The organism is Frondihabitans sp. PhB161 (assembly GCF_003814635.1).
Classification (GTDB): domain Bacteria; phylum Actinomycetota; class Actinomycetes; order Actinomycetales; family Microbacteriaceae; genus Frondihabitans.
Genome location: NZ_RKQW01000001.1, coordinates 1,067,164 through 1,092,726, shown reverse-complemented (window position 1 = coordinate 1,092,726; position 25,563 = coordinate 1,067,164). Strand labels below are relative to the sequence as shown.

Sequence of the window (25,563 nt, the reverse complement as noted above, 5' to 3'; positions counted from 1 at the left end):
CCAGGTCGGATCAGCTGTTCTGGGCCTCCCAGGTCAGGCCGAGCTGAGCGGTGCCGCCCATGACCGTACTGGGTGCCGCGGCGTTGACGGTGTAGGTGAACTGGAAGACCTTGGTCTCAGACGCGGTGCCGGTCGGCGCCCAGCTGCCGACGCCGGTCGCGAAGTTCGTGCTCGTCGAACCGAAGTTGAGGAGGGTGCCGGTGTAGACCGAGCTTCCCGTTGCCTGCGCCGTGAAACCGGTGCACGAGCCGAAGCCACCGCCGGTGCCCTGCGTCACGGTCAGGTTGATGTAGGTCGAGAGGGCGTTGGTGGTCGACGGCGAGGTGCCATACAGGGCCACGGTCGAGGGCAGGGTGCCGGTCGACGTCACCGCGATGCACTTCGTGCCGGTCGAACCGGGCTTGAGCGCCGTGGCGTTGAAGAGCGCCGTGTTCGAGTCATCGTCGGTGAGCGCCACCGATCCGGCGCTCCAGTTGCTGGCGGGGTTCACGGTGGTGGCCGAGAACGCCGAGTACGAGGCCGTCCCGACGACGAGGCCGGAGCCGACGAGAGCCGCGGGGATGGTGATCCAGGCGGCGATCTTGGCGCGAAACGGGGTGACGAAAGGCATGGCTGAACTCCCAGGTGGGGCTGATCCGGAACGCGTCGGCTGACGCGACTCTTCAGGTGCTGCGACGGGCGGAACGGCCGTTGGTGAGACGCCGAGAGACTCCATCGTCGGGGTTCGCGGTGGTGAAGTGCGAAGCCCCTATGTGCTCCTATGAAGGTACGTCGCTGAGCGCATCTCAACAAGTCCGCATTTGGCCCCACTGCGAGGGTCATCGAGGCCGGGTCGCGCGCGAGGCCGAACCAGGAGCCCTTCAGTCGCCCTCTGCCCGCGGCCACGTCATCGTGACCGTCGTGCCGTGCCCGGGTTGCGAGGCGATCTCGGCGTGCCCACCGACGTTGTGGACGCGCTCGATGATCGAGACGCGCACTCCGAGACGGTTCGGCGTCATGTGATCGACGTCGAACCCGACACCGTCGTCGGTCGTGGTGACCGTGAGCACCGCGTGAGACCAACGGATGTGGACGTGGCGCTTCACATCGCCCGGCCCGGCATGTTGGATACTGTTGGTCAGAGCCTGCATCACGGCGGAGAACAGCGCCTCGACAACGGACCCCGGCACGGAGTAGTTCTGCAGGCCCTCCGCCGTGAACGTGGCCCTGATGCCGAGCTCGGCGCAGGTCTCGGTGAACCGGCGGCGCAGACCGTTCAGCGGAACGAGATCGTCGAGAGTCTCGGGCATCGGCCCCGCCGACGCGACCTCGGCGAGGGCGTGCTTCGCCATGGCCACGGCGAGGACGCGCTCCTCCGGCGTGTGCGATCGCGCTGCGGTGAGAAAGGTCGTGAGCACGCTGTCGTGCAGGATCGAGTCGACCTGGATGCGCTCCATCTCGGTTCGGTGGTCGCGCACCGTCTTGGCGTATCGACCGGTCGCTGCACCGTGGGCCGAGTCGACCGAGGCGGCGGCCCTACGGAACATCGTGATCAGCAACAGCACGACCAGGCCGATGATCACGCCGTACCCGGCCTCCGCTAGCGACTGGAGCAGGGGTGCGCCACCACCGGCCGGCGTCTGGCGGACGATGATGTACACCACGTAGACGCTGCCCATGTAGACGAGCGCCCCGGCCTGCCGAAAAGCGAAAGATGCCGCGGCGAACGCGATCGTCGAGAGCGGGCTCGGCCAGGGCGCGCCCGATGCCACCACAGACGGGTCGGACGCCGCGAGCTGCCAGGTGACGAGGATCGCCAGATAGACGACGCTGAACGACGCCGCCGCGACCCGGGGATGCCACTCGAGCACTCCCGTGACGACGGTCGCGGCCAGACTGCCGAACAGGGCAACGCCGGCGATCCACGCCCAAACCTGGTTCATCAGGGGTTGTCCGACGAACGCGTCCGGGATCGCCAGGCCGCCGAAGATGAGGCAATACGCGGCCAGGCACCGGCCGACGACTTTCTCGACCAGGGCCGAGCTGATCAGGTACCGCGTGGAACGGTCGGAATCCGAGGATCCGCGGACCCCGGCCAGCAGCAGGCGGCTCGCGCGAACTCGCATGCACACCCCCGACTCCTGGCACCCTGCCATTTGCACGGGTCTGACCTTTCTACCCCCGCACGCGGCCGTGGGCCACCCTCAGTACGGGGGTCCCGGGCTCGGATTCGCCCGGGCCCGGGGAATCGGCCGACATCGCGCGCCGCGGCGCTGTGACATCGGCCGATCCGCGTCACCTCACGCGACGCCGACCCCGGCGGAAGCGGACACGGCAGCAGGCTCGGCCGCGATGACCCCGAGCGATCGGTGCCGGCGGTGGCTGAAGCGGTAGTACGCCCCGCCGACGAGCAGCGACGCGCCGACGAACAGCAGCGCCGACCACTGCAGCCACCAGGTGTGCCCCGTCAGGTCGTAGATCGCCGACCGAGGCCACGCGAGGTTGACCACCATGAGCACCTGGTAGACGACCGCCACCGCGTTGACGGGGATCGCCCAGCGCCCGAGCGAGAAGAGGGGCTTGCCCTCTTCGTCGACGCCCGACTCTTCGACGCGAGTGCGGCCCTGAATGCGCCGCACCAGCAGCGGCACCGTCACGCCGAGGTACGCCAGGTAGAGCATGGCGATGCAGAGGCTCGAGAGGGCGGTGAACAGCGCCGACTGGCCGACGTTCGCGAGCAGCACCAGAGCCGCCCCGACGCCGACGACGACCGAGGTGATGATCGGCGTGCCGGTGCGCACCGAGACCCGAGACAGCGCCGCGGAGAAGGGCAGCGCGCGCTCCCGGGCCATGGAGTACATCATCCGCGAACCGGAGGTCTGCACGGCGAGCGTGCAGGCGAACACTGCGACTGCGACGGCGCAGAGCAGCAGCCGGCCGAGTACCGGGCCGAGGCGAGCGTCGACGACACCGGCGAGACCGCCGGAGACGAGGGATCCGTCGGTGAGGCTCGGAGCAGCCACCAGCGCCGCGATGATCAGGAGCGCACCGCCGAGCCCCGAGACCGTGAGGGCCCGGATGATCGTCTTCGGTGTCGTGCGGCGCGGGGCGTGCGTCTCCTCCGAGAGCTCCCCGGCCGAGTCGAAGCCGACCATCACGTACGCCGCCATGAGCGCGGAGGCCAGCCAGACCCAGATGTAGGCGCCGCCGGGCTCCCGGCCCTCCGTGGTGAACACCACACTGGCCGAGCGCTCGGGGAGGAAGAAGAGGCACGCGATCAGCGCGATGACGCCGACGATCTCGATCACGACGCCGACGCTGGTGACGCGCGCCATGAGTCGCACCGACACCACATTGACGACGGTGGTGACGACGAGGAGGATGCAGCCGAGCACGACCGAGTTGGCTGCACCCGTCGGCGACAGGGGTGCCGGGTCGGCGTCCGGGCCCCCGACGATCTGGAATCCGGACCAGATCGCCGGCAGCACCGCCTGCACCGCGACCGCGGCGACGGCCACGGTGAGGATCTGCCCGATGATCATGGTCCAGCCGGTGAACCAGCCGACGATCGAGCCCGCGAGCCTGCTCGACCACTGGAAGATCGCTCCCGAGATCGGCCACCAGGCGGCGAGCTGGGCGAAGTTGAGCGCCACGAGCAGCTGCCCCGCGAAGACGACCGGCCAGGCCCAGAAGAAGGCCGCGCCGCCGAACGAGAAGCCGAGGCCGAACAGCTGGAACACCGTCGTCAAGATCGACACGAACGAGAAGCCGGCGGCGAACGACGCGAATGTGCCGACACTGCGATGGAGGTCCTGGCGGTAACCGAAGGTGGCGAGCTCGCCCGAGTCGGTCGAGACCGCGCCGGTCGAGGCCGCGCCGGTCGAAACCGAGTCGGTCGAAGCGGGTGACGGGCGGACGGAGGTCTGTTGGGGCAGTGGGTCGAGCGGGCTCATGACGTGCCTTTCGCGATCGGACGAGACTGCGTATCTGTCGGGTGACAGGTATTTGTGAAAACAGTCTGGAGTCGCAGGTCGCGTGCCCGATTTCGGCCCTGTTACGGGTGCGTTAAACCCCGAGGTAGGCAAGCCAGCCGCCGTGCTCGGTGATGTCGCGAGCACCGACCGCGCTGGCCGCGTCGCACCCGAAACCGGTGACGAAGGATCCGGCCCGCAGCTCGATCTGCCCAAGGTTCATGGGCGCCGGGAGCTCTGCCAGAAACGTGCCCAGCGCTGCGATCGGCACCTGCCACAGCCCGCCCACGATCGACGCTCCGCCCTCGCCGACCCGCACGAGGCCGGGCTTCGGCGGCACGGTGTCGAGCGCCACGAGGCGGTAGGCCTCGGCGGTGTGCGCCTCGCCGAGCCACCGGGCGCCGCGGGCCGTGAGCTGGGCCTCGAGCGGCTGCCCGGGAAGATGCGCGCCGACCACGAAGAGCGGGACGGAGGGGGCTCCCGCACGTGTCGGCCACGAGAGCGGGGTGCTGGGGAGCGCGGGAGCGGATCCTGGGCTCGCTACCGAGGGTGTCTCGAGCTGGACGCGGCGAGCGAGGTCGAGCGCGACGGCGTCGGCGAACGTGCGCGCGACGACGGTCACGCCGAACTGCGAGGTTCCGGTGGCGTCGGTGACGGTGCCGGACGGCACGGCGACTGCCGCGAGGTCGAACAGGTTGCAGAAGTTCGTGTAGGTGCCCATCCACGAGTTGACGCCGATCGGGTCGGCGGCCACGGCCTCGACGGTCGGGTGGCCCGGGGCGGTGGGGATGAGGAGGGCGTCGAAGCCGTCGAGCAGCGCGAGGCTGCGGCGGCGGAGCTTCTCGAGGCGTTCGAGGTCGGTGACCATGTCGCTCGCCAGCACCGTGCCGGCACGGCTGACGATTGCGCCAACAGTGGGGTCGACCTCGTCGGGGTGCGCGTCGACGAACTCGCCGACGGCCGCGTGTCGCTCGGCGACGAGAGCGCCGTCATAGAGGAGGCGCGCGGCCTCGAAGAACGACTCGAACGGGATCGTCTCGACCGTGCAGCCGTCGTCGCGGAGGCGGTCTGCAGCGGCGGCGAAAGCAGCCTCCCACTCGGGAGACATGCCGACGAGCGTCTCGGGCACGGCGATGCGGGCCGCCCTAGGAGCGGCGATGGGGGCATCGGCGGGAAAGGTCCGGGCCTCGTCGCCGCCTGCCATGGCACTCATCGCCGCGGCCGCCGTGTCGAGGTCGCGGGCGAAGATCGTGACGGCGTCCCACGACCGGCAGGCGGGGAGCACGCCCATGGTCGAGACGACGCCGAGGGTCGGCTTGATGCCGACGAGGCCCTGCAGGGCGGCGGGAATCCGGCCCGACCCGGCCGTGTCGGTGCCGATGGCGATGTCGGCGAACCCGAGGGCCACGGCGACCGACGACCCCGAGCTCGAGCCACCCGAGATGTGCGTGGGTCGACGCGCATCACGCACTCGGCCGTAGGGGCTCCGCTGGCCGACGAGGCCGGTCGCGAACTGATCGAGGTTCGTGGCGCCGATCACGGTGGCCCCGGCCGCTCGAAGGCGCGCGACCGCCGTCGCATCGGCGGCAGCAGGCCCGCGGCCGAATGCCGGGCACGCCGCGGTGGTCTCGATGCCCTCAACATCGACGTTGTTCTTCACAGCCAGAAGCAGCCCCGCGAGCGGCCCGACCTGGGCTTGGGTGGCCGCCTCGAACTCCCGCGCGACATCCGCTTCGGGCCGGAGCGTGATCCACACCTCGGGCCGGTCGGCCTTCTCGATGGCGGCGAAGGCCGCCCTCACCCGGTCGACGGTCATGCTGCTTCTCCTTCTCGGGGAGCGAGCACGACGAGCGCGTCTCCCGGGTTGACCTGCGATCCGGGCACGGCGAGCACCTGCGTCACGACTCCGCCGTGAGGCGCCTCGATGTAGCTCTCCATCTTCATGGCCTCCAGGGCGACGAGCGTCTGCCCCTTGGCGACGGTGTCGCCGACAGCGACCTCGGTCTTCCAGACGTTCGCGACGAAGGGGGCATCCACGCGAGTGCCACCGGGTGGCACCACGACCTCGTCGGCATCGGCCACGACGGTCGCGGCCGCCTGCTCGGCGCGGTCGAACTCTCCCGCCTCCTCCCAGGCGTGCCGCTCCGCCGCGAAGGCGATCGCCTGCTGGGCCCGGAAGCTCGCGATCCCCTCGGCGTTCGAGGCCAGGAAGCTCTCGTGCTCGGCGAGCGAGAAGCTGCCGTCGCTGATGTCGAGACTCCCCCGGCCGGCGGCGAGGTCGGCGCGCAGGTCAAGAAGCTCCTCGGGCTCGACGGGGTACCAGCTGATGCGATCGAAGAACCGGAGCAGCCACGGCGACCCCTTCTCGAACGGCGCGTTCTCGCGGTACCGACTCCACACCTGCGTTGTCCGGCCGACGAACTGGTAGCCGCCCGGGCCTTCCATACCGTAGATGCAGAGGTAGGCGCCCCCGATGCCCACGGAGTTCTCGGCGGTCCAGGTGCGCGCCGGGTTGTACTTGGTGGTCACGAGTCGGTGACGAGGATCCAACGGGGTCGCCACGGGAGCACCGAGGTAGACGTCGCCGAGACCCAAGACGAGGTACTCCGCGTCGAAGACGGTGCGGTAGACGTCGTCGACCGACTCCAGCCCATTGATGCGGCGGATGAACTCGATGTTCCACGGCGTCCACGGGGCATCGCTCCGCACACCCGCGATGTAGCGGGCGATCGCCTCGCGGGTCGCCGGGTCGTCCCAGCTGAGCGGCAGGCGGACCTGCCGGCTCGGCACGACGAGCTGGGCCGCCGGCGGGATCTCACCCTCGAGCTCGCGGAGGATGCCGACGAGCCGCGCGATCGGCAGCACGTCGGGGTCGACGTGGATCTGCAGCGAGCGGATGCCCGGCGTGAGATCGACGACACCGCCGAGGTCGCGTTCGACGAGCAGCATGTGCAGGGCGTGCACGCGGGCCCGGAGCGCGAGGTCGAGAACGATCTCGCCGTACTCGACGAGCACGTTGTCATCGCCGGAGCGTCGGTAGGTGACGTTCGGGTCGCCGTCGATCCGGGCGAGCACGCCGTCGTCGCCGTCGCGCGCCGGAGCGAACGAGGTGAAGTCGAGCGACCTCCGCGAGGGCGCGTCGACCGCGGCGATCGGCACGAATTGCAGGGTGTCGCCGGGCCGCAGCTGGCCCAGCTTCCAGCGCTCGGCCGACACGACCGTCACCGGGCAGACGAACCCGCCGAGGCTCGGTCCGTCGGGGCCGAGCAGGATCGGGGTGTCGCCGGTGAAGTCGAGGGCGCCGATCGAATACGCGTTGTCGTGGATGTTGGAGGGGTGAAGCCCGGCCTCGCCGCCGTCCTGGCGCGCCCAGGTCGGTTTCGGCCCGATCAGGCGCACGCCCGTCCGGGCCGAGTTGAAGTGCACCCCGTAGGTCGCGGCGTAGAGGGCGTCGATGTCGTCGCGCGTGAAGAAGTCCGGCGCGGCATGCGGCCCCTCGGTCACGGCCACCCGCCAGTGCGAGGTCATCACGGGACGGTGGGCGTCGGGAACCGCAGCCGTCGTCGGAGCCGGGGCGGAAGGATCCTGCGGTACCGCCCTCAGCACATCGCCGAGCCGCAGTGCGCGACCGCCGTGCCCGCCGAACTGGCCGAGCGTGAAGGTCGAGGCACTGCCGAGGTAGTCGGGCACGTCGAGCCCGCCCGCCACCGCGACATACGTGCGGAGGCCCGCCGTCGCATCGCCGACGTCGAGGGCACCGCCCGCCGGAACGGTGATCGGCTCCCACATCGGAACGTCGCGGCCGTCGATCTGCACGGTCGCCGGGGCACCCGTGACGCAGACCACGGTGGCGTGCGTGAAGACGAGTCGCGGCCCGCTCGCCGTGCACTCGAGACCGGCCGCGTCGACGTCGTTGCCGAGCGCGACATTGCCGAGGCGGAGCGAGCGGTCGTCCATCGCGCCGCTCGGCGGCACTCCCACCTGCCAGAGGCCCGTCCGCCCCTGGGCGTCTTGAACGGTCGTCATCAGGCCCGGGCGCTCGACGGTGATCCGGGGCTCGGGGTCACCGACGCCGTCGAGCGTCTGTGTCGAATGCGTGGCTTCGTGGAAGGCCTCAAGCTTCGCCACGGCGCGCAGCATGCCGAGGTTGACCTCGATGCCATCGATCCGGCACTCGGCCAGCGCCTCGCCGAAGCGTTCGAGCGCCTCGTCGCGCGTGGCCGCCTCGACGATCACCTTGGCGAGCAGCGGGTCGTAGGCGGTCGACACCTCGGTGCCGCGCTCGACCCAGCCGTCGACCCGCACGCCGTCGCCGCCGGGCAGAGTGACGCCCGTGATGACTCCGGCGCTGGGGCGGAAGTCGGTGGCCGGATCCTCGGCGTAGACACGTGCCTCGATGGCGTGACCCGACACGGGAACCGAGCCCAGGCCGCTTTCCCGGTCGAGGTAGGGCTCGAGGATCCCGCGGTCGCCGCTCCCAAGCCGGAGCATCCAGGCGACCAGGTCGACCCCGGTGATCGCCTCCGTGACCGGGTGCTCGACCTGCAGGCGCGCGTTCACCTCGAGAAAGGAGGCCTCGTTGCGCTCGGCGTCGTAGACGAATTCGACGGTGCCCGCCGATCGGTACTCGAGCGACGCGGCGAGACGCCGGGCCGAGTCGTGGAGGCGCTCTCGCACGTCGTCGGGCAGCGCCGGGGCGGGTGCCTCTTCGACGACCTTCTGGTTGCGGCGCTGCAGCGAGCAGTCACGGTCGCCGAGTGACACGACGCCGCCCCGCCCGTCGCCGAAGACCTGAACTTCGACGTGGCGGGCCCGTTCGACGTAGCGCTCGGCGAAGACGCCGGCCGAGGCGAAGTTGGCCGCCGCCATCCGGCTGACCCGGTCGTAGGCGAGACGCAGGCTCGCCTCGTCGCGGCAGACGGTCATGCCGATTCCGCCGCCACCACCGGTCGCCTTCAACATCACCGGGTAGCCGATCGGGGCCACCTGGCGTGCCGCGTCGTCGGCGTCGGAGAGCAGGGTCGTGCCGGGGAAGATGGGCACGCCCGCCGCCATCGCGGCCTCGCGCGCGGTGTGCTTCGCGCCGAAGATGCGGAGCTGCTCGGGAGTCGGCCCGACAAACGCGATGCCCTCGGCCTCGAGGCGCTCGGCGAAACCGGCGTCTTCGGAGAGGAACCCGTAGCCGGGATGCACGGCATCGGCCCCGGTCTCGCGGCAGGCCCGGACCACCGCGTCGACGTTGAGGTAGCTCTCGGTCGGAGCCGTGGGCCCGAGCAACACCGACTCGTCGGCGGCGTGCACGTGCGCGGCCCCGCGGTCGGCCTCCGAGAAGACGGCCACCGTGCGGATGCCGAGTTCGCGCGCCGAGCGGATGATGCGCACCGCGATCTCACCGCGGTTGGCGACCAGCAGCGTACGGATCGCCCTGGTCTCGGGAGGCGCCCCGACCGGCTCAGACATCGGCTCCGCCGCTCCAGATGATCATCTCGGCGCGGCTCGGGTCGAAGCCGTTGCAGGGGTTGTTGATCTGCGGGCAGTTCGAGACAAGCACGAGGGTGTCTTTCTCGGCGCGCAGGCTCAGCGACAGGCCGGGCGCCGAGATGCCGTCGACGATGCCGAGGGCGCCGTCGGGGTCGACCGGCACGTTCATGTACCAGTTCACGTTCGACACGTGGTCGCGCTTGCCCATGCCGTACCGCGAGATCTCGCGCATGAAGTTCTCGGCACAGGCGTGCTGGCCGTAGGTGTGGTGGCCGTAGCGGAGCGTGTTCGATTCTTTCGAGCAGGCGCCGCCGAGGGTGTCGTGCCGCCCGACCTCGTCGGCGATGAGGGTGAGCAGCGGGTCGTACTCGTTGTCGCGGAGCACGCTCCCGACCGTGAGGTAGACCGACGACTGCCCCTGCAGCGTCGCCTGCGCACTGTAGGCCCGGCTCGTGTCGGCGGCGTCGTAGGCCAAGAAGTCGACGGCCTGATTGCCGTCGACGTCGACGATCGTCAAGATCTGCCCGGCTTTCAGCGTCGCCGACCACGGCGCGCGAGCCGCAACGGTCTTGCGCGAGATCTCCACTCCGAAGTCGTTCATGCGATGCCCCGTCCCTTCAGGTAGTCGGCCGTGTTCTCGAAGGCGCGTCGCCCCTCGGGCGTCGCCGACCACCGAGGATCCGACGGGTCCGTTCTCCGATCCCGCCACGCCACGATCTCGAGCGGCGACGCGATGTACTCCTCGCGCGGATCGAGCGGGTGCGCCGCGTTGGCCACGAGCATGATCACGGGCATCTCGGTGCGCAGCGTGATCGAGCCTCCGGGGCCGGACGATCCGGTGAACGTGGGCGATCCTTCGGCGTCGATCGTCACGCCCTGAAAGAACGAGATCGACGGTGCGATGTCGCGGCGACCGAGACCGTTCTTCGCCGCGGCAACGGCGAAGAGCTCGCGGCCCGCAGGACTCGCGCCCTCGGGAGCGCCGTCACCGTAGCGCTCGACGTTGCGCGCCTCGGCGGACGTGCCGTAGAGAATGTCGTGGTGGCCCGAGGTGTCGTCGATGACCGACGCGAGCACTCGCCCCTGGTCGCTGAGCAGCAGCTGCCCCGGCGCGGTGTACACCTGCCACTGCACCTTCGCCGTGTCGGCGACGTTGAGGCGTTCCCAGGGAGCGTCGGCGTTGTAGAGAAGCACGGAGGCGCAGGCGTCGCCGGCTATGTCGGTGAGGCGGACGCTCGATCCCGCGGCGAGGACGCGGTGGGCGTAGCTGCCGCCCGCGACCGTCTCGGCCCAGACGACGTCGCCTCGGTCGGCCGTGATCTGGCCGGTCCACGTCTCGGCCGGAACCACCGCGTCCGGTGCGCCCGAGGCCGCCGCTTCGGCCTCCTGGGCGCGGGCATGCGCTTTCGCGCCCGCTGTCGTCGAGGTGCCGGAGGCAGCTGGAATCGTCGTCATCTCACGTCTCTTTCTATTGCTTGATAGAAACGTAACCGACGTTTTTCGTGGCAGATTTCGAGCGCGTGAGACCCAGGTTGCAGGTGTGTTAATTCTGCAGGGGTGCGCTCGGATCCTGCGCTTAGACGGCTGCGACCCAGCGATCGCTCGCCACTCCGAGTGCGCGAAGAGCGGCATCCGCGATCTCGCCGGAGAGCGTCGAAGGCAAGCCTTCGGAATCCATGCGAATGCTGATGACCGTCTCGACCACACGGAATGGGAGCTCGCGTTGAACGGTCGAGAGGGCCAGGCCCTCTTCGGTCGCGACCTCGTCGACCAGCGTCGCGTAGGCGTCACGGAGGTCGCGCCGGGCCCGGGTGAAGTCGTCGAACTCACTGCCCCGCACCTCGGGCAGCAGATAGAGCGCCCCCAGGTTCCAGGTCGACGCCAGCAGCTGGGCCGAGTCGAACCGGGCGAGCGAATGGAGGCGGGCCGCGGCGTGACCCTCACTGGCGAGCAAGCCGGGCAGCGCTGCGAGGGTCGTCTCGACCGTGCTCAGCAGCAGCGTGCGGAGGATCGACTGCTTGGTGGCGAAGTAGTGGTAGATCGACGCCTGCTGCAGTCCGACGCTCTCGGCGATCCGCCGGGTCGACGTCGCCGAGTATCCGCGTGTGGTGAAGAGCTCGGCGGCGGCATCGAGAATCTCGTCGGCGGCCTCCATGCTGGGCCGCTGGCTCTGCTTGAGGCGGGGCCTTCCGACCGTGTTCGACATGCGGCCATTCTCGCTCACTCGCGCGGGCGCGCTTGTCGACGGCGCGAGGACGCCTGAGCGCACAGACGCCCCGGGCCGAATGTCCGGGCCGGGGCGTCTCTCGTTGTCAGGACTCCGACCGAAGCGGAGGCCCGACGCTATCAGCGGTCGAAGCGCTGGCCTTCGGGCTTGCCCGCCGACGCGAACCACACGATGAGGATGATGGCGCCCACAAAGGGAATCAGAATGAGCAGATACCAGGCCCCGCTGCGGTTGGTGTCATGGAGGCGTCGCCATGCCAGCGCCAGCGACGGGATGATCGTGGCGAGGGCCCAGATTCCGGCGATGACCGACACGACAGTTGCGCCGCCCGACATCGTCATCGCTCCTGAAGCGCTCATCGTGTTTCCGCCGGCAGCCTGAGAGATGATGTTCAGCACGATGCTGACGATGCCGGCGATCAAGGTCCACCACCAGAACTCGCTTCGCGAAGCGCGACCGGAGAAGGTGGCGTATTTCTTGAAGAACCGCTTGGCGGCCGCACCGATGGGTGCACCGTAGTACGGCTGGTTGAGCGGCGGTTCGCCCGGGAGCGACTTCGACTCGCCCTGGTAGGCGGGGGGCTGGGAATACGACATCGTCTGTCCTCCTGGACTGCTTCGGCTAGTGATCGACGCCGAGCTTAGAGCAACCTGGTAGATCGTCGGTAGAGGCGGGCGGCCAAGCGGCGACTCGATCTCGAAAGATCGTCGCTTTTTCCACCAGCCTCCTGTAGAGCCGGCCTCCTACGTCTTTCTTTGGCGAGCCGGTGCCGCCGGGTCACCGCGTGGAACGCGCGAGCCGCCACCGGACATGCTCGGCGAACCCGAGCACACTGAACCGGTGACCCACGTGCGCGACCCTGACACCGACGACCGCTTCGACCGGAAGATCGGCAGTCGCGATGTGCGGGAGTGGCGCACGAGGGCCGGTCAACGGCTGGCAGACCGCCATGGCCGGCTTGCTTCCCGCGTCGGAGCACGCCCGGCGCTGGCGGCCACCCTGGCGGTGGGCGGCGGCATCGCCGTCGCAGCAACGGTCGGTGCCTCGTGGATCTACGACGGCGTCACCAGCCGCAACGGTATCGAGAGCCTCGACGGACCCGCCCTGGCTCTGGCGAAGAAGCTCCGCTCCCCCGCCGTCGATGCCAGCGCAGCCGGGATCGCCCGGCTCTTCGGGCCGGTCGGCATGCCCGTTCTCGGGCTCGCGATGGCGGGAGCCCTGGCGGCCCGCAGCCGCGAGCTGACGCCGGTGGTGGTCGTGACGGCCGCCGGTGTCGGATCCTTGGCCATGACTCTGGCGGGCAAGAACATCATCGACCGCAACCGCCCTCATCGACGAGACGCCATCGCGCCGTTCGAGAAATCGCCCTCGTTCCCCTCCGGTCACACCCTCAACGCCACCACCGTGCTCGGCGCCGGGGCCTACCTCTTCGCCCTGTATGAGGAGCGGAACGCACCGCAGACCGTCGTCATCGCCACGGCCGCGGCGACTGCCGTCACGGTCGGCCTGTCTCGAGTGTTGCTCGGTGCCCACTGGTTCACCGACGTCGCCGTCGGCTGGACGACCGGGGCCGGCTGGCTATCCGTGCTCATCACGAGCCACCGGCTCTTCCTGACGGCTCAGGATCCGGCGCACACGCGCTGAGCAACCAGCCCGGGGGCACACACGCCGCCGCTCGACGAGCGCCCGGGGTCAGCGAGCTGTGACGGCGCGGGCGCCGAGGTCGGACCCGAGCATCGTCTCCATCGCCGCACCGACCAGGCGATCTGCGGCAGTGCGCTCCAGCCGTCGGGACCCGACGAGCGAGGCGATCCCCTGCATCGTGGCGGCGAAGAGCATCTTGAAGTCGGATCGAGAGCCGTCGTCATCACCCTCGGGCTGAGGGCCCATGGCGCTGTCGAGCAGGGCGAACAGCGCGCCCGCCGAATCGGTCACCCGGTCGGATCGCTCGGTCGTCTTGGTCTGGAACATCAGCTCCATGAGCGCGGCATCGTCGATGGCGAAGTCGACATAGGCCCGCGCGACGCGATCAAAGCGCTTCGAGACGTCGCCCTCCTCGGCCAGTGCTCGACGAACCGCGGTCGTGAGCCGCTCGAAGCCAAGCTCGGCCAGAGCGTCGAGCAGCGCTTGGCGGTCGACGAAGTGACTCCGCGGGGCGCCGTGGCTGACACCGGCGCGCCGGGCGAGATCTCGGAGCGAGAGGCCCTCCACGCCGGTCTCGCGCAGAACGCCGACTGCCTCGTCGAGCAAGACAGCACGGAGGTTTCCGTGATGAAAGGGCCGCTCGGTCATGACGCCAGTCTAAACCCAAACTAGTCATTGCCTATTTTCTAGACAGTGCCTATATTGGGGTCATGACAACCCAGCAAACACTATTGGTATTCGGCGGCACCGGGCAGACCGGGCAGCACTTCACCCGGCTCGCTCTCGACGCCGGCCACCGCGTCCGCGTACTCGCACGGACACCCAGCAAGATGGCCATCGCGCACGACGACCTGGAGATCGTGCAGGGTTCTATCGACGACGACCTCGATCTCGACGCCCTGCTTCACGGCGCCGACGCGGTGGTCGCGATGCTGGGCGATGCGGCCGCGCAGCGCGAGCGCCAGGTCAATACCGCGCTCGTCCGAGCCCTCGTGCCCGCGATGCGACGGAGCGGCACTCGTCGGTTCCTCTATCAGGCGGGCGGTCTGAGCGCAGCCCCGGGCAAGCGGCTCTCGCCCGTTCTTCGAGCGGTGCGAAGCACGCTCGCTCGCGGCTACATCGGCCAGCACGAAGACAATGAGGCGGTGATGCGCTTTCTCGACGACGAGGCGCGCGACATCGAGTGGATGGTGCACCGCGCGGGTATCGGATCGGACGGCCCGTCGAAGGGCGAGCTCCGGCGGTCTTCGTCACGCATCAGCATCGGCACGTTCGTAGACTGCGCGACGTACAACCTGCGTTTGCTCGGCGACGACTCGGCCGTTCACACCTGCGACGGGAGTGCTTACGGGCGGGGGTGACGTAGCGCCCTGCGGCGGACGTCGTGGCCGTGAGGGATTACCTTATGAGCAGGCCGAAGACGCCCGAATCTTCCTCGGCCCATTACCCGAGGAGACCCCGATGCACCGACTTGCCCCTGTAAACGAGCTGCCGAAGCGATGAAGGTATTCCGCGCTCACATCCAGACCGCTCCTCTCGGCGTGCTGTTTGCCTGGTTCACCGGTGTCTACTTCATCGGGACCTACGGCTTCGCCCTCCTCGATGGAACGGGAAGACTGACTCTTGTCACCGCGCTGATTCGCTTCGTCACCGCCGCCCTCTTCGGCGGGGCCATGACTGCCCTCGTAGCCCGGCAACGGCGCCGAGACGGTGGTGTCGAGACAACCGCCCAGATCACCACGGCCCTCAAAACGGGTTCCGTGCCGAAGGGCGCTGACGCGTCACTGTGGGTGCCTGCACTCGAGGGGCGCCGGAGGCAAAATGAACGAGCCCAGTGGATGAATCCGATTATCTTCGGCGTCTTCACCGTGCTGGGCGTATGGTTGGTGGTCCAGGATCCGACTGCGGTCGTCCCCTGGATCTTTGTCGCCTTCTTCGTCGCTATCGCGGTGTTCTCGATAGTCGCCGCGAAGCGCTTGGTCAGGAAGATCGATGCCCTCCTGGCTCAGGTGGACTCCACGCCCGTGACGCACGATTCAGCCGTGGACTCCGGAGAGATCCGTGGCTAGAGGATGGGATCCGCTGAACCGGATGGCGACCCCACCCGGGGGCCGTATCGGAGCCTGGTTCAACGTCATCGTGTGCGGTTTTCTGTGCGTCGCAACCCCGATCGCGGCCGTCACGAACACGCACCCCTTGGGCACTGGGATCCTCGTCGCCCTGATCGCTCTCGGTATCGGCGCATACATGGAGACCCAGTTCGTGCGGATCCTGATTCGCCAGAATAGGGCGGCCAAGAAGTGAACCCGCAGCTCATCTTCGGCATTGGCGGTGCCATCGCCGCAGTCTGGGGCGCCATCGTCGCGATCTGGAACGACTGGGCGCTCAGCCTTATGGGCCGAAGCGTCACCGGACGCCAGTTCAGCCCGGCCTACATTCGACTGATCGGCATCGTTCCCTGCGTCGGCGGGGTCTTGATAGTGATCCTTGCCCTCGCCGGAGTGCTCCCCGACCACTAGCCGCATCCTGCGAATGTCAGATCGATTGCACTCTGCTTTTTGCTCGAAGGAGACTCCGACGTCCAATTCACAACGAGAGGCCCCGCTCAAGGCCCGTCGCGGTCTGGCCTTCTACGCACTGCCGTGCCTGCAGATATTGGGCCTGGCAGGGGTTTTCCTCGTGCTGTGGCTGAGCCTGTTTCCCCCGGGATTCGCGGGCGCCTCTGCGTCAGCCGTTGCAGCTGTCGCGGGAGCACTCATCTGCGTCGTCTCAGCACTCCTGCTGTGGTCGTGGTCTCGCGTGGGCGGCTACACGGCGCATTGGATGCTCCGCCAATGGGTGCGCGACGGGCCTCTCCCCAGACAGGTATCCCTGTCACGACGTCTGCGTTTTCTCAAGCCACTGGCCGACATGAGCGCCGGCGCTGGCTGGCTCTACTTCAGCCTTGCCCTGGTCTACGTTATTCTCGGTGGAATTCGCGCGCTCGAATCCGTCACCGAGTCTCTCGGACATTTCACTGTCGCTGCCGTCTGGCTGCTCGCTGGCGGATATCGGATCCTTTTCACCAGGAAGTGGGGTCAGAGAGCAACGGAGCTCTATAACGAGACGTTGACGGAACAGGCCAGCCAGGGCGATACCCCGGAATGACGGTCAGTCTCATGAGACCGCAAACGGCTGTTCCGTTTCTCTCACGATCGTGGCCTTGTCAGAAATAGACGTCGATGCGCACACTGCAAAAATATAGGTTTCTCAGTATCGTTGCGGCATGTCCGCTACCCATGACGAAGAAGCCAAAGTCCGCGATGCCGAGGTCGCTCGACTTCATCCCGATCTCGAACGCCGGCACCTCCGGGCCACACTTCCTGCTCGCGTTGTACTCCGCGATATTGAAAAGCACGAAGGGGATCGCGAGCTCAAACTCGTCGGCGAGTCCTACATCGTCGCGGTCGTTAACAGCCGCGCTGTTCAGTTCTACGCTGGCTCCGACCCTGTATTCGATGCCGGCTCAATCGATGTCACCCGAATCGTGGACGTCGAAACCGGTAGCGAGTTCGACTACACGCCACCTCGGCTCAACCCCACCGTCCGCCTGAAGATTCAGGAGGGAACGACCACCCTGGACGTCGACCTCGAAGTTTTCACCTTCGACGGCACGGAGCTGCACCAATCGACTGAAATAGATGCCGATCTCGCGTGGTGGAAATCCGCCACCAGCCACTGATCTTTTATTGACTACGAGCCCGCATGACTGTGTCCTCCGGAAGCATGCGGGCTCGTTTTACTCGACTTCAACTACCGGATGCCCGCATCTCTCACTCGGCGAGAGACTGAACCGCATTCCAGAGGTCGTTTTGGAAACCCGACGAGAAGGTGGCTCCAGGCTTGAAGTAGCGATGCGCGCTCGACCCGAAGATCATCCAGGGCTTCTCGTGTCGCACCGTTCCAGCCTCACTCTCGTGACCTGAATCGACACGAGTGACAGTCCACGTACGTTCGCTTTCCGTCTCTTCCATGACGACACGATACGAATTGTTCTCGTCAGTCACGAACTCGAATTCGGGCACCGCATCGAGGTCGTAGTCTCGAGATACCTCGGAACCGTCGACGGTGACTAGTGCAATGTTGGCGCTACTGCTCATGGTTCGATCCAACCATCGACCCGGCTACTGAACGCGTGCGGTCGTGAGCAGCGGGTGACGCCGAAAAGGCGGGCGATTTCACCGTGTTGAGGCGCAAGAGCAGACCGCTCTCGCGCACGGCAGCACCGACGCCCGTCAATGGAACAGCGGCACCACGAGGTAGATGCCATACAGCACCGCCGCACCGCCGATGCCGACACAGACGTACCCACCCAGGGTCGCGGACGCCGGCCAAGAGGTCAGCGCGCCATGGCCGGCGATCTCACCACCGTCGTCGGGCGATCCGATCGAGAGCAGCCGGAGCCCGACCGAGAAGATGGTCACGATCGCAACCGTGGCGACCAGGGTGACGACACAGACCTCGGCGATGGACGACCAGTCGACACCGAGGAACCCGGCGGCCGACGACGATGACGCTGCGGCGAGGAGGGAGGTTGTACTCATGACTTCAACCCTTCGAGGAGTCAGACGAGGTGGAGGAACCGGTGGAGACATCGGCGAGCGGTCGACCGGTGGCGGTTGATGAGTCGTCGTTCACGTTCTCGTGGCTGACCGGGTGGCGTCTCGCGAGCAGCACGAAGGTGCCGCCACCCGCGACCGCGACGACCACGACCGCTGCGAGTCCGATCGCGCCGGTCCCGGCGAGCCAGGCTGCACCACCCCCGGCGAGCGCCGCGGCCGGCAGGGTCACAACCCACCCGAGGGCGATCTTGCTGACCGTGTTCCAGTGGACCGAGGCGAGTCGTTTGCCGAGCCCGGCTCCGACGACCGCACCGGACGTGATCTGGGTGGTCGACAGGGGAAAACCGAGGTTCGACGAGATGAGCAGCGTGGCAGCCGAGCTCGTCTCGGCTGCGAAACCCTGGGGCGATTCCACGTCGGTGATGTTCTTGCCGACCGTTCGCATGATGCGCCAGCCGCCGGTGTAGGTGCCCAGGGCGATCGCCAGGCCGCAGATGAGGATCACCCAGATCTGTGGACCCGTATTGGAGGCCTGGTAGCCGCTCACGATCAACGTCAGGGTGACGACGCCCATCGTCTTCTGGGCGTCGTTCGTGCCGTGAGCCAGCGAAACCAGCGAAGCCGAGACGGTCTGCGCGTGCCGGAAGCCGCGCTTCGCACCATGCACCTCGGAGAGTTTCGTCACCCGGTAGGCGATGTAGGTGGCGATGAGCGCAACGGCACCCGCGATGAACGGTGAGAGCACCGCGGGAAGCACGATCTTCGACAGGACACCCGAGAAATCGACAGCGCTGACGCCGGATCCGATGATGGCCGCACCGATGAGGCCTCCGAACAACGCATGGGTCGAACTCGATGGCAGGCCGAGCCACCAGGTGCCGAGGTTCCAGAGCACGGCACCGACGAGGCCGGCGAAGATCAACACGGGCGTGATGTGCGGCAGGCCCTTCGAGTCTTCGGTGAGAATGCCCGACGAGACCGTCTTGGCGACCTGAGTCGAAAGGAACGCGCCCACCAGGTTGAGCACGGCCGACAGGAGCACCGCGACTTTGGGCTTGAGCGCCCCTGTAGCGACCGACGTCGCCATGGCATTGGCAGTGTCGTGGAAACCGTTGGTGAAGTCGAAGATCAGGGCAATGACGATGACCATCAGGACGATGACGAGGACGCTCATATCGATGACTCCAGACGTGGAGGCTCCGGCACGACGTCGAAGCGGTTGCCGCGAAGGTAAGCCCGACTCGTGAACGCGGGGTGAACTCGGCGAGCGAGTGGAAACCGGCCTCGATGCACCTGGGGGAACCGCGTAACGCAGGGATCCTTGGCGAAGCTCGCGTCTCTGGCTACATCGTGCTATAACGATAAAGCGCATTTCAGCGCGGACCGGAAACCCGAAATCCGGATGCTCAAAGGAGAGTCATGAAAAAGAAGAAGTCTGTAGCGATCGGAGCGATCGCCCTGCTGGCCGCTGGTGCCGGACTCACCGGGTGTTCGTCCTCGTCGTCATCGTCCGGGCCCGTCGATTTGACCGTCTGGACGGGATTCACCGGCGGCGACGCCCCGGGCTACAAGCAGATCGTCAAGGACTTCAACGCCTCGCAGTCCAAGGTGAAGGTCACGATGACGGTTCAGCCGTGGGACACCATCCAGCAGAAGCTGCCGTCGGCCTGGCTCACCGGGACTGGCCCGGACATCGCGGCGCCGGCGCCCGATCCCAATGTGATCGCTCAATACGTCAAGACGAACTCGGTTCTGCCGCTCACCGCCACGGGCTCGGGAGACACGAAGATCAACACCTCGAAGTTCGCCTCGGCGTTGACGAAGGAGTTCACCTACAACGGCAAGCTCTATGCGGTTCCGGCCAACTACGCCACGCTGAGCCTCTACTACAACAAGAAGCTGTTCAAGGCAGCTGGCATCGCCTCGGCCCCCACCACCGTCGCCGAGTTCCAGGCCGATGCCAAGAAGCTCACGACCGGCGGCACGTACGGGCTCTCCCTGGCCGACAACAACACCATTCAGATGTGGCCGATTCTGCAGTGGCTGTCCGGCGGCGAGGTCACCGACAGCAAGAACTGCAGTGCCCTCCAGACGCAGGCCAGCATCGACAGCCTGCAGCCGTGGGTCACCCTCGTCAAAGACGACAAGATCTCGCCCGTGGGCCAGTCGGGCGCCGAGGCCGACTCGTTGTTCTCCGCAGGCAAGGCGGCTATGGAGATCAACGGCCCCTGGGCCGCCCCCGGCTACAAGTCGGCGGGGATCGACCTGGGGATCGCCAAGATCCCCGTCGGCGACGACGGCACCAACGTCACTCTCGGGAGCACGGCACCGCTTGCGATCTCGGCAAAGACGAAGCACCCGACCGAGGCGCAGCAGTTCCTGGCCTACTGGACCTCGAAGAGCACCCAGCTGAAGTTCTCGAAGAGCACCGGGTTTCCGCCGCTGCGAACCGACCTGAGCGATAACGCGACCTTGAAGGCCGACCCCACCGTCTCGGTGTTCGCGAGCCAGGTACCCGATGCGCGGCTCTACCTGCCCCAGGTCCCCAGTGCCACGCAGGTCGACGCGAACGGCTACGTGCCCTTCATCCAGAAAGTCACCCGCGACGGCGATGTCTCCGCCGACGCCACGAGCGCCGCCGCGACCATCAACCTGTTGACGGGCTGCTCGAGCTGATGACCACCGGAGACACCACGTGGGGCGTCAAGACGACGCCCCACGCCCGGACCCCGGCCCGGACGCCCCGGTGGAGGTCACGCCCCGCGTGGCTCTTCATGGCCCCGAGTCTCGCGATTCTCGGCGTGTTCGTGCTCTGGCCGATTGTTCGCTCCTTCTGGTACAGCCTGCACACCTGGACCGTCGGTGCCACCGATCAACCCTTCATCGGCCTCGACAACTACGTGCAGCTGACCCGGGATCCTCAGTTCTGGGGAGCGCTGCTCCACACGGTCGAGATCACGGCCGTCTCCGTGCTCCTCCTGCTCGTGATCGGTTTCTTCCTCGCGCTGGCACTCGCTTCCGAGAACCTCATCACCCGGATCATCCGATCGGCGTTCTTCTTTCCCTACGTGGTGTCACTGACCGCGGCAGGTCTCGTGTGGCGATTCCTTCTGGATCCCAACATCGGTCTCGTCGACGGCCTCTCCAAAGCCCTCGGCTGGGGAGCCCCTGCGTGGTTGGCCTCCACCACACTCGCACTGCCGACGATCATTTTCGTATCGATCTGGAAGAACGTCGGCTTCGTCATGATCATCCTGGTGGCAGGCCTCAAGGGGGTTCCCGAAGACCAGTACGAAGCGGCCCGGCTCGACGGTGCCAGCCGTGCTCAGCTGGTTCGCTTCGTCACACTGCCAGCCCTCCGCCCCACGATCCTGTTCGTCAGCGTCATCCTGACCATCCAGTCGCTCCAGCTCTTCGACCTGGTCTACGTGATGACGGGCGGGGGGCCGCTCTTCACCACGGACACTCTCGTGACCCTCCTCTTCCGCGACGGATTCGTGAACTTCCAAACCGGCTACGCGTCGGCGATCTCGTGGGTGCTGTTCCTGCTCATCGTGATCGTCTCCGCTCTTCAACTGAAATTCTTCAGGTACAACGATGTCGACTGAGACTCTGACCCCCGCACCCGCGCCGCCCCGGACCGCCCCGGATCAACGCCGGCAGCCGATCCGAGGCCGGGGCAATGGCCTCGACGTCGTCAAATGGGTCGCCGTCGCCGCCGGCGTGATCGTCGCCGTCGTGCCGTTCATCTGGATGATCGGCACCTCGTTCCGCAGCGAGGCCGACCTCTTCGCACACCCCGCCAGCCTTCTCCCCACCCAGTGGAACCTGCACGGCTACAAAGGGGTCTGGGACCAGCTGCCGTTCCTGCGCCTACTCCTGAACACGGTTGTCTTCGCCGGCGTGACCACGATTCTCACCCTGCTCTTCGATTCGATGTGCGCCTACGCACTGGCTCGTCTCGACTTCCGGGGCAAGACCATCGCGTTCTGGCTCGTGCTCGTCACGTTGATGGTGCCCTTCCAGGTGACTCTCATCCCGGTCTTCATCGAGCTCTTCCACCTCGGGTGGCTGAACACCTATCACGGGCTCATCATCCCCCGTGCCACGAGCGCCTTCGGGATCTTCCTGTTCCGCCAGTTCTTCATCTCCATCCCGAGAGAACTCGACGAGGCAGCTCGCCTGGACGGCGCGAGCCACTTCAAAATCTACCGAAGCATCATCCTGCCGCTCTCGAAGCCGGCCATCGCGACCGTGGCGCTGCTGAACTTCACCGCCCTGTGGAACGACCTGCTGTGGCCCCTCGTCGTCACGAGTTCGCCCGACCTGCAGACACTGCCGGCAGGGCTCGCCCTCTTCGGCGGGCAGCACGTCACCGATCACGCGGTCCTGCTCGCCGGCGCGGTCATCTCGCTGATCCCCATCGCCATCGCCTTCTTCCTCGCGCAGCGCTTCTTCGTCGCGGGTATCTCTAACACCGGATTGAAGTAAGACCCCATGACAGACCCCTTTTTCGCCTCAGGAGAGCTCCGCTGGCTCCTCGGCATCGAAGACACCTGCGTCTATCCACCCGTCGGCTCTGCCATGGGAGCACTCGACGAGCACCGCCTCACCGGTCACGACGATCACTGGCGAGAGGACTTCGACCGCATCAAGGCGCTCGGGGCAACCGGGTTCCGGTACGGGGTCAGCTGGCCACTCGTGCATACGGCCCCGGGAGAGTTCCGCTGGGAGTCACTCGACGAACGACTGGACTACGCCGTCAAGACCCTCGGTCTCGTCGTGGTAGCCGACCTGGTCCACTACGGGACGCCCACGTGGCTGACCCGGTCGTTCGCCGACGATCGCTACGCCGAGACCGTGGCCGAGTTCGCCGGCGCATTCGCGGAGCGCTACCGCGGTGTCGTCGACCACATCACTCCCCTGAACGAACCGCTCACCACCGCCTCGTTCTGCGGCCTCCGGGGTGTCTGGCCGCCGGCGCTCACCGGCTGGGACGGATGGACCGAGGTCACCGTCTCCATCGTCGACGGCATCCGACAGAGCATCAGCGAGATTCGAGGCGCCAATCCGGACGCCGTGATCGTGCATGTCGAGGCATCTGCCCTGTATTCGGCATCAGACCCCGCATTGGAGGCCGACGTTGCGCACCACGAAGCAATCGCTCGGCTCCCCCTGGAGTTGCTCCTGGGTCGAGTCACCGAGGATCACCCGTACAGGCAGTACCTCGTCGACCACGGCGCCTCTCAGTCGACTCTCGAACGACTCACTCGAGACGTTCCCACGATCGACGTCCTCGGGGTGAACTACTACCCCGATCTCACCCCGCGCATTCTTCGAGGCTCGCCCGGCTCCTCCCGCCAGGTGACGGAAAACAGAGGCGCGGCGGGGCTGCAACACGTTTTGGAGGACGTCCTGCGAAGGTACGGTCTCCCGATCGTCATCACGGAGACCAGCATCGAGGGCAGCGAGCAGGAACGCCAGTCATGGCTGCAGCAATCGGCAGCCCTCGTCCGGACTCTGAACGCGGCGGGGTGCGACATCCGCGGCTACACCTGGTGGCCTCTTCTCGACTTCGTCGACTGGTCGTATGCCTCGGGCGGCCGGAACGTGGAGGAGTTCGTCCTCGACCCGAGCGGCGACCTCCCGGCCGACCAGGAGCGATTCGCCGATTCGACGGATGAGACGAGCCTCTTCTTCCGGCGAATGGGCATCGTCTCCGTCACCGACTCGCAGTCGACGCGCCAGAACACGAGTGCGGCGAGCAGCTTCCAGGAGGAAGCCGAATGGACGCCGGCGAACGGAGATGTCCGTGTCGGTTGACACCCTCTCGGCCGAGGCCCTGGCCGCGCAGGCGCATGATGCGCACTACCCCCGCCCGCAGCTCATCCGCCGAGACTGGCAGAACCTCGACGGCGTCTGGCGTTTCGCCATCGACGACGACGATCGCGGGCTCACCGAGCAATGGTGGTTGCCAGAACACGCCTTCCCCGAAACGATCATCGTCCCGTTCCCGCCGGAGTCGAAAGCCTCGGGAATAGGAGTCGACGGAATCCATGACGTCGTCTGGTACCAGCGGGAGATCTCGTGGGACGACGTCGTAACCGCCGGCTACGACGAGAACGACAGGCCCCGTCTCGTGCTCCACTTCGGTGCGGTCGACTACCGTGCCACCGTGTGGCTGGACGGAGCGCAGGTCGCCCAGCACGAGGGGGGTCACACCCCCTTTTCGATCGTGGTCCCGTTCCAGCACGAAAACGCCGGCCATACCGTGACCGTCCGCGCCGAGGACTACGCCGCCGACGTCGGCCAACCTCGCGGCAAACAGGACTGGCAGAGCGAAGCGCACGTCATCTGGTACCGCAGGACAACCGGCATCTGGCAGAGCGTGTGGCTCGAGGCCACACCCGCCGTCGCTGTCGAGAAGCTCCACTGGACGGCCGATGTGCCCGGGGCACGGGTGATCTGCGAACTGCGACTCACGGCACCGCCCCTGTCAGGCGACACTGTTCGCATCACGCTCACCCACGGCGAGGTCGCACTCGCGGAGATCACTGCCTCGCTCGTCGGGCAACGTGCCACGGTCACCCTCGACCTCCCCCGACAGGCGAACGGACAGGACTACGAGCGATTGCTCTGGTCACCCGAGAATCCCGCCCTCATCACCGCCGATGTCACAGTCGGCCGCGACCGAGTCGTCAGCTACTTCGGACTGCGGATGACCTCGATAGCCAACCGTTCCTTCTTACTGAACGAACGCCCCGTTTACATCCGCTCCGTTCTCAGCCAGGGTTTCTGGCCTACTTCCCACCTGGCCGCCCCGAGCCCCGAGTCACTCCGGGACGAAGTCGCGTGGATCCTTCGACTGGGATTCAACAGCGCCCGCGTCCATCAGAAGATGGAGGATCCGAGATTCCTCTACTGGGCGGACCGGCTGGGTCTCATGCTCTGGGCAGAAGCGCCTGCCGCCTACGAGTTCTCATCGACGGCAGTCTCGCGCACGACGCGGGAGTGGCTGGACGTGGTTGACCGTGATCGCTCGCACCCCTCGATCGTCACGTGGGTTCCGATGAACGAGAGCTGGGGCATCCAGCACATCGCCCACGACCCGCGTCAGGTCGCGTTCGCTCAGGCGCTGACGGCACTGACCAGAGCCATCGACCCCACCAGGCCTGTGATCTCTAATGACGGGTGGGAACACGTCGACTCCGACATTTTCACTGTGCACGACTATGACTCCGACCAAGCCGTCCTGACCGACCGGTACGCCGACCCGAATCTTCGCGCGAACCTCGTGAACGGGCTCGGTCCTGCCGGGCGTCGAATGACAGTCACCGGGTCGATCCGAGACGATGCCCCGGTGATGGTCACGGAATTCGGCGGCATCACGTACTCGCCCGGTGCTCGGGCCGAGGATGCGTGGGGCTACTCCTCCGCCACATCCGCCAACGATTTCCAGGCTCGTCTCCTGGCCGTCTACGAAGGGATCCGGGCTGGGCGCGCCGTCGTCGGATCCTGCTATACCCAGCTCACCGACACCATGCAGGAGGCGAACGGCCTTCTGACCGAGGATCGCATACCCAAGCTGGATCCTGGCGTCATTCGTGCGATCGTGCAGGGCGGGCCGATGCCCGTCTGAGGAAAGCGAGTCGGGTCCAGT

At 67.1% G+C, this 25,563-nt stretch carries 25 protein-coding genes; 12 read left to right on the top strand and 13 right to left on the bottom strand.

What is annotated here, in order from left to right; genetic code table 11:
- Nucleotides 1-10: 10 nt before the first annotated feature.
- The 9 genes from EDF39_RS05335 to EDF39_RS05295 form a co-directional block, all read right to left on the bottom strand.
- Entirely contained in the window at nt 11-610 is a 600-nt protein-coding gene (locus EDF39_RS05335) for a hypothetical protein (RefSeq protein WP_123941095.1), read from the bottom strand.
- A gap of 250 nt (nt 611-860) precedes the next feature.
- Nucleotides 861-2,105, bottom strand: coding sequence for a sensor histidine kinase (locus tag EDF39_RS05330; RefSeq protein ID WP_158613162.1), 1,245 nt, complete (start codon nt 2,103-2,105; stop codon nt 861-863).
- Nucleotides 2,106-2,279: 174 nt separating this feature from the next.
- Complete coding sequence (locus EDF39_RS05325) at nt 2,280-3,932, bottom strand: amino acid permease (protein WP_123941091.1); 1,653 nt, start codon at nt 3,930-3,932, stop codon at nt 2,280-2,282.
- Between the two features lie 112 nt (nt 3,933-4,044).
- Complete coding sequence (gene atzF, locus EDF39_RS05320; RefSeq protein WP_123941089.1) at nt 4,045-5,766, bottom strand: allophanate hydrolase; 1,722 nt, start codon at nt 5,764-5,766, stop codon at nt 4,045-4,047.
- A complete protein-coding gene (gene uca, locus EDF39_RS05315; RefSeq protein ID WP_123941087.1) occupies nt 5,763-9,410 on the bottom strand; it encodes an urea carboxylase in 3,648 nt (1,215 codons plus the stop codon). Before uca ends, atzF begins: the two co-directional genes overlap by 4 nt.
- Complete coding sequence (locus EDF39_RS05310; protein ID WP_123941085.1) at nt 9,403-10,032, bottom strand: urea amidolyase associated protein UAAP2; 630 nt, start codon at nt 10,030-10,032, stop codon at nt 9,403-9,405. Before EDF39_RS05310 ends, uca begins: the two co-directional genes overlap by 8 nt.
- Nucleotides 10,029-10,886, bottom strand: coding sequence for an urea amidolyase associated protein UAAP1 (locus EDF39_RS05305; RefSeq protein WP_123941083.1), 858 nt, complete (start codon nt 10,884-10,886; stop codon nt 10,029-10,031). Before EDF39_RS05305 ends, EDF39_RS05310 begins: the two co-directional genes overlap by 4 nt.
- A gap of 121 nt (nt 10,887-11,007) precedes the next feature.
- A complete protein-coding gene (locus EDF39_RS05300; protein WP_123941082.1) occupies nt 11,008-11,637 on the bottom strand; it encodes a TetR/AcrR family transcriptional regulator in 630 nt (209 codons plus the stop codon).
- A 140-nt stretch (nt 11,638-11,777) separates the two neighbouring features.
- Nucleotides 11,778-12,254, bottom strand: a complete 477-nt coding sequence (locus tag EDF39_RS05295) for a DUF805 domain-containing protein (protein WP_055960652.1) — start codon at nt 12,252-12,254, stop codon at nt 11,778-11,780.
- A 244-nt stretch (nt 12,255-12,498) separates the two neighbouring features.
- On the opposite strand from EDF39_RS05295, the gene EDF39_RS05290 reads away from it, so the two are divergent.
- Nucleotides 12,499-13,302 carry a phosphatase PAP2 family protein gene (locus EDF39_RS05290; protein ID WP_123941080.1) on the top strand — a complete coding sequence of 268 codons (804 nt, stop codon included), beginning with the start codon at nt 12,499-12,501 and terminating at the stop codon, nt 13,300-13,302.
- A 48-nt stretch (nt 13,303-13,350) separates the two neighbouring features.
- Here the strand turns inward: EDF39_RS05290 and EDF39_RS05285 are convergent, their stop codons facing one another.
- Nucleotides 13,351-13,950: a TetR/AcrR family transcriptional regulator gene (locus EDF39_RS05285; RefSeq protein ID WP_123941078.1), complete on the bottom strand. Its 600-nt coding sequence runs from the start codon at nt 13,948-13,950 to the stop codon at nt 13,351-13,353.
- A 62-nt stretch (nt 13,951-14,012) separates the two neighbouring features.
- Here EDF39_RS05285 and EDF39_RS05280 point away from each other — a divergent pair, with 62 nt between their 5' ends.
- From EDF39_RS05280 to EDF39_RS05255, 6 genes are all read left to right on the top strand, one after another.
- On the top strand, nt 14,013-14,663 hold the full coding sequence (locus EDF39_RS05280; RefSeq protein ID WP_123941076.1) for an NAD(P)-dependent oxidoreductase: 651 nt from the start codon (nt 14,013-14,015) through the stop codon (nt 14,661-14,663).
- A gap of 138 nt (nt 14,664-14,801) precedes the next feature.
- The gene (locus tag EDF39_RS05275) at nt 14,802-15,371 is read left to right on the top strand and encodes a hypothetical protein (protein ID WP_123941075.1); all 570 of its coding nucleotides are present in this window, start codon (nt 14,802-14,804) and stop codon (nt 15,369-15,371) included.
- Nucleotides 15,364-15,606: a hypothetical protein gene (locus EDF39_RS05270; protein ID WP_123941073.1), complete on the top strand. Its 243-nt coding sequence runs from the start codon at nt 15,364-15,366 to the stop codon at nt 15,604-15,606. Before EDF39_RS05275 ends, EDF39_RS05270 begins: the two co-directional genes overlap by 8 nt.
- On the top strand, nt 15,603-15,821 hold the full coding sequence (locus EDF39_RS05265) for a hypothetical protein (protein WP_123941071.1): 219 nt from the start codon (nt 15,603-15,605) through the stop codon (nt 15,819-15,821). The genes EDF39_RS05270 and EDF39_RS05265 overlap by 4 nt, the downstream gene beginning before the upstream one ends.
- A gap of 391 nt (nt 15,822-16,212) precedes the next feature.
- Nucleotides 16,213-16,449 carry a hypothetical protein gene (locus tag EDF39_RS05260; protein WP_055960667.1) on the top strand — a complete coding sequence of 79 codons (237 nt, stop codon included), beginning with the start codon at nt 16,213-16,215 and terminating at the stop codon, nt 16,447-16,449.
- 118 nt (nt 16,450-16,567) lie between these two features.
- Complete coding sequence (locus tag EDF39_RS05255) at nt 16,568-17,023, top strand: hypothetical protein (RefSeq protein ID WP_123941069.1); 456 nt, start codon at nt 16,568-16,570, stop codon at nt 17,021-17,023.
- 91 nt (nt 17,024-17,114) lie between these two features.
- Here the strand turns inward: EDF39_RS05255 and EDF39_RS05250 are convergent, their stop codons facing one another.
- The 3 genes from EDF39_RS05250 to EDF39_RS05240 form a co-directional block, all read right to left on the bottom strand.
- A complete protein-coding gene (locus EDF39_RS05250) occupies nt 17,115-17,441 on the bottom strand; it encodes a hypothetical protein (protein ID WP_123941067.1) in 327 nt (108 codons plus the stop codon).
- 135 nt (nt 17,442-17,576) lie between these two features.
- The gene (locus EDF39_RS05245) at nt 17,577-17,885 is read right to left on the bottom strand and encodes a hypothetical protein (protein ID WP_123941065.1); all 309 of its coding nucleotides are present in this window, start codon (nt 17,883-17,885) and stop codon (nt 17,577-17,579) included.
- Nucleotides 17,886-17,889: 4 nt separating this feature from the next.
- On the bottom strand, nt 17,890-19,077 hold the full coding sequence (locus EDF39_RS05240; protein ID WP_055960675.1) for an inorganic phosphate transporter: 1,188 nt from the start codon (nt 19,075-19,077) through the stop codon (nt 17,890-17,892).
- 245 nt (nt 19,078-19,322) lie between these two features.
- Between EDF39_RS05240 and EDF39_RS05235 the strand changes: the two genes are divergently transcribed.
- The 5 genes from EDF39_RS05235 to EDF39_RS05215 are packed head-to-tail and all read left to right on the top strand — an operon-like array spanning nt 19,323 to nt 25,542.
- Nucleotides 19,323-20,579 carry an ABC transporter substrate-binding protein gene (locus tag EDF39_RS05235; protein WP_123941063.1) on the top strand — a complete coding sequence of 419 codons (1,257 nt, stop codon included), beginning with the start codon at nt 19,323-19,325 and terminating at the stop codon, nt 20,577-20,579.
- A complete protein-coding gene (locus EDF39_RS05230) occupies nt 20,579-21,511 on the top strand; it encodes a carbohydrate ABC transporter permease (RefSeq protein ID WP_123941061.1) in 933 nt (310 codons plus the stop codon). Before EDF39_RS05235 ends, EDF39_RS05230 begins: the two co-directional genes overlap by 1 nt.
- Nucleotides 21,501-22,394: a carbohydrate ABC transporter permease gene (locus EDF39_RS05225; protein WP_123941059.1), complete on the top strand. Its 894-nt coding sequence runs from the start codon at nt 21,501-21,503 to the stop codon at nt 22,392-22,394. Before EDF39_RS05230 ends, EDF39_RS05225 begins: the two co-directional genes overlap by 11 nt.
- Nucleotides 22,395-22,400: 6 nt before the next feature.
- On the top strand, nt 22,401-23,726 hold the full coding sequence (locus EDF39_RS05220) for a family 1 glycosylhydrolase (RefSeq protein WP_123941058.1): 1,326 nt from the start codon (nt 22,401-22,403) through the stop codon (nt 23,724-23,726).
- Nucleotides 23,716-25,542 (top strand): glycoside hydrolase family 2 protein, encoded by a 1,827-nt coding sequence (locus EDF39_RS05215; protein WP_233572975.1) that lies wholly within the window; start codon nt 23,716-23,718, stop codon nt 25,540-25,542. The genes EDF39_RS05220 and EDF39_RS05215 overlap by 11 nt, the downstream gene beginning before the upstream one ends.
- Nucleotides 25,543-25,563 lie beyond the last annotated feature (21 nt).

Bases quoted from the DNA above. Each gene is read 5' to 3' on its own strand.
- EDF39_RS05300 (WP_123941082.1), bottom strand. From the start codon at position 11,637: ATGTCGAACACGGTCGGAAGGCCCCGCCTCAAGCAGAGCCAGCGGCCC.
- EDF39_RS05295 (WP_055960652.1), bottom strand. From the start codon at position 12,254: ATGTCGTATTCCCAGCCCCCCGCCTACCAGGGCGAGTCGAAGTCGCTC.
- EDF39_RS05250 (WP_123941067.1), bottom strand. From the start codon at position 17,441: ATGAGCAGTAGCGCCAACATTGCACTAGTCACCGTCGACGGTTCCGAG.
- EDF39_RS05330 (WP_158613162.1), bottom strand. From the start codon at position 2,105: ATGCGAGTTCGCGCGAGCCGCCTGCTGCTGGCCGGGGTCCGCGGATCC.
- EDF39_RS05280 (WP_123941076.1), top strand. From the start codon at position 14,013: ATGACAACCCAGCAAACACTATTGGTATTCGGCGGCACCGGGCAGACC.
- EDF39_RS05230 (WP_123941061.1), top strand. From the start codon at position 20,579: ATGACCACCGGAGACACCACGTGGGGCGTCAAGACGACGCCCCACGCC.
- EDF39_RS05240 (WP_055960675.1), bottom strand. From the start codon at position 19,077: ATGAGCGTCCTCGTCATCGTCCTGATGGTCATCGTCATTGCCCTGATC.
- EDF39_RS05310 (WP_123941085.1), bottom strand. From the start codon at position 10,032: ATGAACGACTTCGGAGTGGAGATCTCGCGCAAGACCGTTGCGGCTCGC.
- EDF39_RS05225 (WP_123941059.1), top strand. From the start codon at position 21,501: ATGTCGACTGAGACTCTGACCCCCGCACCCGCGCCGCCCCGGACCGCC.
- atzF (WP_123941089.1), bottom strand. From the start codon at position 5,766: ATGACCGTCGACCGGGTGAGGGCGGCCTTCGCCGCCATCGAGAAGGCC.
- uca (WP_123941087.1), bottom strand. From the start codon at position 9,410: ATGTCTGAGCCGGTCGGGGCGCCTCCCGAGACCAGGGCGATCCGTACG.
- EDF39_RS05260 (WP_055960667.1), top strand. From the start codon at position 16,213: ATGAGCGCCGGCGCTGGCTGGCTCTACTTCAGCCTTGCCCTGGTCTAC.
- EDF39_RS05235 (WP_123941063.1), top strand. From the start codon at position 19,323: ATGAAAAAGAAGAAGTCTGTAGCGATCGGAGCGATCGCCCTGCTGGCC.
- EDF39_RS05335 (WP_123941095.1), bottom strand. From the start codon at position 610: ATGCCTTTCGTCACCCCGTTTCGCGCCAAGATCGCCGCCTGGATCACC.
- EDF39_RS05325 (WP_123941091.1), bottom strand. From the start codon at position 3,932: ATGAGCCCGCTCGACCCACTGCCCCAACAGACCTCCGTCCGCCCGTCA.
- EDF39_RS05305 (WP_123941083.1), bottom strand. From the start codon at position 10,886: ATGACGACGATTCCAGCTGCCTCCGGCACCTCGACGACAGCGGGCGCG.
- EDF39_RS05285 (WP_123941078.1), bottom strand. From the start codon at position 13,950: ATGACCGAGCGGCCCTTTCATCACGGAAACCTCCGTGCTGTCTTGCTC.
- EDF39_RS05245 (WP_123941065.1), bottom strand. From the start codon at position 17,885: ATGAGTACAACCTCCCTCCTCGCCGCAGCGTCATCGTCGTCGGCCGCC.
- EDF39_RS05255 (WP_123941069.1), top strand. From the start codon at position 16,568: ATGTCCGCTACCCATGACGAAGAAGCCAAAGTCCGCGATGCCGAGGTC.
- EDF39_RS05220 (WP_123941058.1), top strand. From the start codon at position 22,401: ATGACAGACCCCTTTTTCGCCTCAGGAGAGCTCCGCTGGCTCCTCGGC.
- EDF39_RS05275 (WP_123941075.1), top strand. From the start codon at position 14,802: ATGAAGGTATTCCGCGCTCACATCCAGACCGCTCCTCTCGGCGTGCTG.